The organism is Mesorhizobium sp. M7A.F.Ca.US.014.04.1.1 (assembly GCF_003998745.1).
GTDB classification, from domain to species: Bacteria; Pseudomonadota; Alphaproteobacteria; order Rhizobiales; family Rhizobiaceae; genus Mesorhizobium; species Mesorhizobium ciceri.
On the sequence record NZ_RZRW01000189.1, the window covers coordinates 1 to 9,800 of the forward strand.

Consider the following 9,800-nt stretch of genomic DNA (forward strand, 5'->3'; position numbering starts at 1 on the left):
TCGATCCCGCCATAAACTCAATGTCGGCGACCTTATAATGATACGGGTCCGCGTCACCGTAAGTGGTTATGCCGCCTCTCGGATGTGAGATAGGCCGCCACAATGGCAGGCCATCATCACACACAAAAAAAGTCGCGAACAACCTACCGTCAGTCGCCATTGTCGGCCGAAGCTTCTCAAGGCAAGTTCGAATGAGGTTGATTGGCAGGTGCGTGAACAGCGACAAGGCCAAGGCGTAGTCGAACGTGGTACCCAATTTGCCAACGTCAAAATCACCGGTCACCAGCAGATTGGCCCGCGGCACTTTGTTGGCCAGTCCCAACGGCGCCAGTTCCCTGTCGTATCCGGCGTCCATGATGCTAGCATTTATGTCCGCGCCGAAATAATTACCCGCGTCAAGATAATTGGCGAAGTGGACCCCGCCCCGGAAACTGCCGCAGCCAAGGTCAATCAGCCTGTGACGGGGCTGCAGGCCATTATCGACCAGCAAGTCGAATTGCAAGCGGCCGATTTCATCCCACATTCCACCGATGATCTGGCGATGGTCGCCTGACTCCATCGCTCGGGCGATGGCGTCCGTGCGATGATAAGCGCTTGGAAGTCTTTGATCGTTGGTCATCGAACGGTGCCCCGAATGGATGCGGAACAAATTCAGGCGGCTGCAATCTTGCGAACTAGGGGCGTGTCCGAGGTCAAATCAGCGGGGGTCAACTTGAAGGTCATTCCCAGGCTGAAGAAGCCGTAGTCAATCTCATCCGGGGCCGGCATAACCTTGAAGATCACGGCATCAAGTATGCGATGAAGGTATTGTCTTTCAAAATTTGCATTCCCCATCGCTCCAACGTTGATGAAATAAACTCCGGCCCGTAGCAGGCACTTAAACTCAAAGTTGACCTGCACAGACTCGCCTACCCCTAAGCTCTTCAGCCGAAGATCCGGCACCCGATCAGTATTTCCCCCACACAGTTCCACACCGTAAGGGGATTTGAACAGGGTGCCAAACGCGAGATCGTCGACGTCCGTGGTTGCAGTGAAGGTATATTGCACCGCGTAGACACAGCCTTGGGTCAGCACGTTGACCATTTCCCCACCGGTGTTGACAATCCGCACGTCGGCAATGCGCCCACCAGTCTCTTCATAGGGCGTGATGGTCTGGCTGGTAAGCGCAGGGTCCCAAAAACCATCATCAACGATCTCCGACTGTTCGGGTCTCTGCGTCGGCAACTTCGTCGCTGGTGCATGATTGCCAATCACCGGCGGGCCGTCCGAATCGCTAGTGCCGGCAAGCGTCTTGATCTCTTCACGCACTTGTCTGGCCTCTTCGCCACGAAGATTGACAAGCCGCTGATATTGGCTGGCCACCCGCTTGGGTGTGCCCTCCAATATCTTCTCGCCGCCATCGATGAGAATTGCGCTGGTACACAATTGAATGATCGTCTGGGCGCCATGCGAGGTAAACAGGATAGTAGCTCCGGCGTCCTTGATCTGCTCGATGCGGGCCATGCATTTGCGCTGGAACGCCTCATCGCCCACCCCAAGCGCTTCGTCGACGACCAGGATGTCGGGATCGACATTGATCGCGGTAGCGAAGGCAAGTCGCATATACATGCCGGACGAATAGGTCTTGACGGGCTGATCGATGAAGTCGCCGATCTCCGCAAATCTTTCGATCTGCTCGAAACGCCAGGCCATCTCCTCCCGTGGGACGCCGAGAATGGAGGCATTGAGGTGGACATTCTCACGCCCGGTGAATTCGCGATTGAAGCCGGCACCGAGTTCAAGCAAGGCCGCGATCCGGCCGTTGACTTCAACCGTACCGCTGGTCGGTGGAAGCGTTCCGCAGATCACTTGCAGCAGCGTGGATTTTCCCGATCCATTACGGCCAATGATGCCAATCACTTGGCCGTGGCCGAGTTCGAAGGAGATGTCGTTGAGAGCCGCGAAGTCCTTGTAATAGCGGCGGGGTTGCATGCCCACTAAACGTTCCAATCGCGGCACGATCATCTGCTTGAAGCGGTCTTCCGGCCGCTCGAACATCGTGTATCGCTTGGTGACGTTGCGAACCTTGATCGCAAAGGGCCGGCTATCGCGCTCAGATGACATCGGCAAATCCCCCTCGTGTCTTCTCGAAGAACAGCCTGCCTAGCAGCGCGACGATCAAGGCAACGCAGAAATAGGCGGCCAGCGCCCACCATGAAGGCAGGGTATCCATGAGGACGACGGCACGGAAATTTTCGATCGGCACCGTCAGCGGGTTTAAAACCACCCAGGGCCGAAGCCATTCCGGCATCGATGTTCGGGGCGTGAACATGGGCGAGAGAAACATGGACGCCGTCAGAACCGGACCGATCATCTGGCTGATGTCGCGAAAATAGACCCCCAGAGAGGCCAAGACCCACGCAATTCCCTGCACCAGCAGGACGAAAGGAACAATCGTAAGGGGAGCGAGCAAGATATAGAGCGACAGGCTTCCGGTTATGATCAGGGTAAAGACCAGCAGCACGGCCAGACTGATTCCGAGTTGCACCATCGCGGAACCGGTGACCACCGCCGGCAGAATTTCGATCGGAAAGACGATCTTTTTCACGAAGGTCGCGTTGTTCAATATAGCCCCCGTCGATTTGGACAGAACCTCGGCATAGAAGTTGAAAAACATGAGGCCACAAAACAGGGCAAGCGCAAAGAATCCGACGGAGTGGTTCTGGTTGGCACCTGCGGCGGCCCATTTGACGCCGAACACGGAGCCAAACATCAGGGTGAAAACGGAAAGGGTGAGCAACGGCGTTAACAGCGCCCAACCAATCCCGAAAAACGAACCCTTGAACCTGCTGCTCACGTCCCTGCGAACAAGATTGGACAAGACCTGAAAATCGCGCTGACTAATCATCGGGTGGCCTTGTGTAGCTCTTTTATCGCCTGATCGATGTGGTCCATGGCCACTTCAACGTCAACCGTGGACTGCATGGCATAGGTCTTTGGCTGCCACGTTTCAGATGATCCATTAGAGTCACATAATATGACATTGTAGTCGAACTTCTTCAGGGCACAGATACGGCTGATCCATAATTCGACTACTCCGCCGCCGGCACCCCAGAAATTGATCCAGGCGTCGGGCATCAAGTCGAAAACCACCGTTCCCGCCTTCGACCATATCAGGTTGGCAAAGGCGGACCCATGCGCTCCGACGATAATTTCGGCATCTGTGAAAAGGTCGATCTGGTCCGAATAAGCCAGCACGGCCGGATCGATGACCTTGAAACCACGCTTGACCAGCGCAGCCTGAAGCGCGGCTTCGTTGGCTATCGTCCTACCGGAATTTGTGGTTTCGCTTGAACGCCCGAGATATATCCGTCTGGCACGATAGTCTTGAACCGCCGGGGGAAGCACGAGCGTTCGCGACATCAGATCGGCTGTTTCCGGATGCGGGAAGAACGTGGTGAACGTGGTCAGAGCATTGGAGAAAATGGCCGAACGGAACTTGTAGACAGCGGTGCTGGCCGCGTCGAGGATAAGAAAATGGTGTGGAAGGAAGCCCCAGACCGACAGCATCCTGATCAACCATTTTGGCGCTTTCGTCGACAGGACAACACGCAACCGCTCAGCAATGATCTCATCACGAAACGCCAACAATTGTGGAACCATATCAAAGACCACATGGCCGAACGCTTGGGAGTAGTGCATGGGAATGATCACGTCCGCATCGATCTCGGTCGCTGTTTCAGCCTTCAGATGCGCGCCTGCATCGTCTTCCACCAAATATTCAAGCTCTGTCACTTGCGACCTGACATAGCGGTAGATGCGCATCGTTTCGGCGATGACCTGGTTGTTCCGGGTGACGAGAGCCACGGCGATCGGATGCGCCACACAATTGTGAAACCGACCGAACCGCAATGGCGCTGCCTCATAGGGAACCGTCTTCAGCATGCGAGCGAATTCGTCGCCATTGACCACGCCTTTCGCGACGTGCAGTCGCGGAGCTAGTTCAGCCTCGACGTTGCAGGGAGAGAACGCGGTCCAAATGCAATCCTCGTTCGAAGTGAGCATTTCTTGTTTGCTCGACGCCACCCTGCCAATGGATTCGAGCGAAACCTCCTGGACATCGTGCCCTTCCAACTGGTGACGACTAGAGGCCATCGCAACCTGGTCCGGGAGATCAGCGATTACTTTTTTTTTTTGCGCCGGCTCGGTTGCAGAGGACGGATTAACCACGCGTTTCGCGGCACGATAGGCAAAGCGGACGGCCTTGAACATCATTGGCCTGTCGTAAAGCCGGTGCGCCACCCTGAACTTCAGGGGCACCTTGATCGAACCGGGTTCAGGCATCGTCAGGACCGCCGGGCTCGTCGTCGTCAGCTTCGGCTGAGGTTGCTCAACCGCTTGGGCGTCCCGCGCCTTTTGAATGCTTCTCGCCGCAGTTTCCGTGATTTCGCGCTGCGGCTCAGGAGCGGTTTCATTCCCGGACTGCAAGCGGCTGGCTTCCTGCTTGAGCAAAGTCACCTTGCCATCGAGGTCAGCGACTTCCCGGATTTTTGCGGCACGGAGCTTTGCGATTTCGGCGTCCCTGGCTTCCTCGGGGATCGCCGCTAATTGCTGCCTGAGTTCGAACCGCACGCGTTCCGGCGCAACGTCGTAAATATCGTCAACCATCGACATGCCATTTTTCACGCGAAGCGTGGCCTCCAGGAACCCCCGGCCGTGTCTCCGGTCTGGTTCGAGATAGCATCCCTCGGCCCATTCGTTCCAAGCATTGATGAAGACCAGTTGATCGCCTTCCGCGCGATTGGCGCGCGTCAGCGAACTCGATCCCCGCAGCCAGCGCTCATAATTTGCAACGGTGGAGCCAAGAACGATCAATGAGCGATTCTTTACCCGGGCCGTATTGTCCCAATCGGGGAAAACGGTTCGATAGATCCGCTTGCGGCTATGGTCCCTCGATAGGAAATCGCGCGCAACGTTGGCATATTCGACCGGGTAGCCTTCGAATGGCTTATAGGTCGGCACGATCTCCTTCACACCATGGAATTTCATGTTGTGCGGCGGGAACTCGACGCCTGCGTCGAACTCATACTGCTCGTAGTCGTTATTGCCGTGAACGAGCGCGTTCACGATGTGAATTTCGCCGATACCCATCTTGCGGCAATGCTCCCGCCAGCGCTTACCTGCGGCCTTGGCGTCAGGAAGATGCTGCGGCCGGTAGACGACCAGCAACGGCTTGCCATCGACCCGCAGATAGCGGGGATCCTTGAAATAGGGAAAGAGGCTTTCGATGAAGCGCAACTCCCAATCCGGACCATAGGTCTGCGCGATTAGAACCTCGTGCTCGGCGGCGTCCCATCGGCGGGTCCAGTTTTCGTTCGCCCAGCACAGGCAGAAGCCCATGTCGATGCTCTTGTCGGTCAGGAAAGCATCGACCGGCTTCTCCATCAGCCGGTGGCCGTCGAACCAGTAGTAGTGAAAGCAGAAAGCGTCGATCCCGTGCTCCCTAGCGACCTCGGCCTGATCGCGGATGGTGTCCAGGACGCGAAGGTCGTAGTAGCCGAAATCGGTCGGATAGCGCGGTTGATTATGGCCATCGTAGAGCGGCTCCGCCTTCGCAACGTTGGTCCATTCGGTGAACCCTTTGCCCCACCATTCATCGTTCTCGGGGAACGGATGGAACTGCGGCAGATAGTAGGCAACATAACGCAGCGCCATTATCGCATGCTCAGGATCGACTTCACGATGCGACGGCCGGTCGGGCCGAGCATGCGGCCAACCATCGTTCTGAACGTCGGTCGCTGCTGTGGCGAATAGTGTGGCGGCGGGACAAACGGCAAATTCGAAACAGGCTTGCCGATTTTCGGGGGCGCGCGATCGAGCAGGACAAACTCATTCTTCGGCGAGTTCGCCAGTTCTGCCTTCACGACCGTCTGATAGATCTGCGAATAGGCGCCGAGTTCCAAAGCTGCCCGGACTTGTTCGGGCGTTTTCTTCCAGTTCTCGGCGAACTCTGTCATCTCGGGCGTCCGCACGACAAAGAGCGCGTCGACGATCTTCAGATTGGCTTGGCGGAAGAGGTGCTGAAGGTTCTTGGCGCCAAAGAAGCGGATATGTGTGCGATCGAGAAGGCCCCAGTCCCGGTAGTCGACATTGTCATCAAGCATCATCGCCATCATTGCGGCATGATTGGCGTTGGGGATCGACGAGACCACGCTGCCGCCAGGCCGCAGATAGCGGGTGACCTCCCTCAATGTCTCCCAGGGATTGACCAGATGCTCGAGCACATCCGCGATGACGACGGCATCGAAGCGTCGCTCACCGAAGACCTCGCCCCATCCTGGCGTGTTGAGATCGCCCTGGACCGCGTCGACGCAAAAGCTCTTCAGGATCGGAATGCAGTTCGGATCATATTCGAGCGCGGTAACCCGACAGCCGTTCAGAGCTATCAGTGGCTTGGCGATCGACCCCGGTCCGGCGCCGATTTCGAGGACATCCTTATCCCTGCCGACTAACCGCAACACATTTGCCGCAGCCGTGTCCGAATTCGGGTCGACATCGAAAACGTAGATATCTGCTGATGTCTTCTGTTTTGCGCTCACTTATCCGTGCCTCGTGTGTCTGCGCCAATCTTTCGGATCGGCAAAGCAAGCTTTGACAATGCTTTCGCAACTTTCCACGATTTGCTCTCGTGGATAAGCGTTAGCTCGCGCGCCGCTGCCTGAAGGCTTTCCGTCACGGCCGCCAATTGGCCTCTCAGGGCCGAAACGTCAAGGCCCTGCTTGTCGTACTGCTCGGTGAGCGATCCTAAATCCGCTTGGAGAGCTGACATCTGGCTGACATGCTTTGCGATTTCCTGTCTCGCATCTGTGAGTTGTGCCGAGCGCGTTGAGAGCTCGGCATTCAAGCTCGCGATCTCATCGATTCTCGTGGCCAACTCGCTTGACTTGGCGGCGATCTCCAATCGCAGTTGTTCTGCTTGGTCCCTCAGGGTCGAAACGTCCAGGCCCCGGCTGTCGTACTGCTCGGTGAGCGATCTCAAATCTGCCTGGAGAGCTGACATCTGGCTGACATACCTTGCGATTTCCTGTCTCGAATCTGCGAGTTGCGCCGAGCGCGTTGAGAGTTCGGCATTCAAGCTCGCAATCTCACCGATCCTTGTGGCCAACTCGGTGGCCAACTCGCTTGACTTCAGTCGCTCTGCTCTTATCTCACCCTCGACCGCCTGCCCTTCCATTGGGTTCTGGTCCTCAACCATCGCTACGATCTTTGATTTCAACGCATCGCGTTCCGCGCTAAGTTGATCGACTTGAGACATCAGCGCCCGGACATTGCCGACCAGTCTTAACTCTGTGGCGGCGTAATCGGTTGTCGGCGCGAGGCGCGCCTTGGTCTCACGCGCCAGCAATTCGGCAAACATGACTTGGCCAGCCGGCAGCCAACTGTCCTCAAATTCGTCATAGATTGCATCGAGTTCGGCGGTCGCTGCTGGCGAAGACGCGTCTTCCTCGAGGTCGAGCATGGCAACATAGGCTCGCTTGACCAGATCCGGCACGCCATCATTAGCCATGAGCAAGTCGACGCTCGCCAGATGGTGCTGGTGATCAGTCGACAGATAAGCTGCAATTTCTTTCTCGACAGAGCTAATCTTGCGCGGCCATTCGATCGAAAATCGTTCTGAGATCTTCTCCAGGGCAGGCCCGAAATCTCGAACCATCGACTCGTACGACAAGAAGACACGAGGTGAATTCCTAGTGCTTCTCTCGGAGGCCAGAACGTAGTTCAGCCAAACGAGGGAGGCGAATCCCAGATCCATTCCGTCGCGCTTTGCCAGCGATTTGGCGACCGACAGTGGATTGCGAGTGATCGTTACATAGTCAGTCTTGTACCTGAGCGATGTAAGCAGTTGCTGATAGATCGGCACAATGCGCGAAATCCGCGGCTCCTTGAGCACGATCGTTGGCATGCCGCCATATTCGCCATCGAGTAGGCGAGCGATCTCGTCGTGGTAGAATCTTAACCGGCTTGCCGACAGTTCCTCGACCCGGACCGGCCTCCAATCGTCCCACCGGCTACCAAGTTCGAGCAAGAGCTGCTCGTTCAGCAGGGCCAGATGCAATGGTTCCCAATAACCTGTCCGGTTGCTTTCGTCGGCGGGAATCAAGTTCTTTGGTGGAGCAACACCCAGCAGTTGAAGCACGCCGGCCAACGCGCTGGTGCCGGACCGATGCATGCCAAGAACCATCAAGCAGGTGCGCTCGCCCTGGCTTTCTCGCTTTAACTTCGAACTCTTCATTGTCGTCGCGGCAACAGCCATAATTGTATCCCATGGATGGGCAAGCCACAGAGCTGGCTTCTGCGATCATGAGCCTTGCCTGTACTCTACGCCGGTTTTGGAAGCTGCAACCGAGTCATTACGTCTCTGAAGGCCGTCCCAGTATGGAAATGGCCAGCGTGCCATCATGTCGCGACATGTTATGACTATAATGTGGCGCGCCCGCGCCCCACCTCTGGTAGCTTTGTCCTCTGCACGCACTCGACCCGCAAACTTGGCCTTCATAGCCATTTCGACCAGTTGCGTCGTAGCGAGGTCGAGAGCAGAGTCAATTGCGGCAAAACCGAAACAACGCTGACGCGGCGGCAGTGTCCAAATCGCAACGCACCGATCGGACTCCACCGATCCAGTAACAGGGCGTCAAGCTTACTCGTATTCACGCTCTTGTCCGAAAAAACCTCTGGCTATGCCCTCGCACCCGCAGTATGCGATACAGGACGGCGGGGGTCGGGGATGGCACGTGGGTAAGGTGATTGATCGCGAAGTATCTTCGTGTTCGCACTTCGCTGGTGTCGATGCCCTTGAGCCTGGAGTCTAGTGCCGTCCAATGAATTCCCATCTAGAAGCTGTGTTCGGGCTCAGGCCACAGATGCGGCGCGCCTTCATCATGGTCCAGGACGTGGTCATGGTCCTGGTCGCCGTGGCACTCAGCCTTATTCTTTCGCGGTCGAATCTTTCGTTCGAAGCGTTCTCCAACGAGGGTCTGGCGACATGGGCGGGCATCGTCGTCATCAGCCATTTGTTGTTCCGCTACAGTGGCCTTTACACCACTGTCTGGCGCTTCGCCTCGACGCCGGACTTTTTCAACATCCTGAAGAGCTGCGCGATTTTGACGTTCACTCTTTACATGGCGTCGCTGCTGCTGCGTTTTTACCGGCCGGTGGCGGGGCTCAACGAGCGTCAGTTCATCGTCTTCTTCCTCGTCTCCTTCACCATCATATCGGCACCCCGGCTGTTCTACCGCTTCCTGCGTGACGGCGCGAGCTGGGGGATTCTGAGCCGCAAGACCGACCAGCAGGCCAAGCGCGCTCTGTTTGTCGGCCGGCTCGGCGAGGCCGACCTGATCATTCGCTTCACGCGCACGGCGCAACCGGCGGACTATTCCATCGCAGGCATCATGGCCACCGAGCGCGGCGCACCGTTGGGCACGCGGATTCAAGGTGTTCCCGTGGTGGCGACAATGCCGCGCCTGATCGATGTCCTGGAAGACTATGCGACCGGCACCAAGAGCCTGGACTTGCTGATTTTCGGCAGCGGCGCCGAGCACGAAATCGAGGACTATTCGGAACTTGTGCGCATTGCCCGGCACGGCGACATAAATGTGGTGCAGTTCTCAGGCCTTTCGGAGTTGGAACAGCACGGAAAGCTGGTTCTCGACACCGTCGAGATGGAAACGATCCTGCGCCGGCCGACGGTCGCGTCCGATATCCAGCGTATCGGCGCCTTTGTCGGCGGCAAACGCGTTCTGGTGACCGGCGGTGCCGGGTCT

6 protein-coding genes and 1 pseudogene are annotated in these 9,800 nt (G+C 57.0%); 1 reads left to right on the forward strand and 6 read right to left on the reverse strand.

From position 1 onward, the window contains the following. From EOA22_RS14765 to EOA22_RS14790, 6 genes are all read right to left on the reverse strand, one after another. On the reverse strand, positions 1-619 hold a 619-nt coding region (locus EOA22_RS14765; RefSeq protein WP_127390052.1), incomplete at its 3' end, for a class I SAM-dependent methyltransferase. Positions 620-651: 32 nt separating this feature from the next. Beyond that, positions 652-2,103, reverse strand: a complete 1,452-nt coding sequence (locus EOA22_RS14770) for an ABC transporter ATP-binding protein (protein WP_013532721.1) — start codon at positions 2,101-2,103, stop codon at positions 652-654. After that, complete coding sequence (locus tag EOA22_RS14775; protein ID WP_013532720.1) at positions 2,093-2,887, reverse strand: ABC transporter permease; 795 nt, start codon at positions 2,885-2,887, stop codon at positions 2,093-2,095. Before EOA22_RS14775 ends, EOA22_RS14770 begins: the two co-directional genes overlap by 11 nt. Next, positions 2,884-5,694: a glycoside hydrolase family 99-like domain-containing protein gene (locus EOA22_RS14780; RefSeq protein WP_127390053.1), complete on the reverse strand. Its 2,811-nt coding sequence runs from the start codon at positions 5,692-5,694 to the stop codon at positions 2,884-2,886. Before EOA22_RS14780 ends, EOA22_RS14775 begins: the two co-directional genes overlap by 4 nt. Continuing rightward, positions 5,694-6,578: a class I SAM-dependent methyltransferase gene (locus tag EOA22_RS14785; protein ID WP_013532718.1), complete on the reverse strand. Its 885-nt coding sequence runs from the start codon at positions 6,576-6,578 to the stop codon at positions 5,694-5,696. Before EOA22_RS14785 ends, EOA22_RS14780 begins: the two co-directional genes overlap by 1 nt. Next, entirely contained in the window at positions 6,575-8,293 is a 1,719-nt protein-coding gene (locus EOA22_RS14790) for a sulfotransferase family protein (RefSeq protein WP_013532717.1), read from the reverse strand. The genes EOA22_RS14785 and EOA22_RS14790 overlap by 4 nt, the downstream gene beginning before the upstream one ends. A gap of 565 nt (positions 8,294-8,858) precedes the next feature. Between EOA22_RS14790 and EOA22_RS14795 the strand changes: the two are divergent. Continuing rightward, positions 8,859-9,800, forward strand: a pseudogene (locus EOA22_RS14795) (polysaccharide biosynthesis protein); the annotation flags it as partial.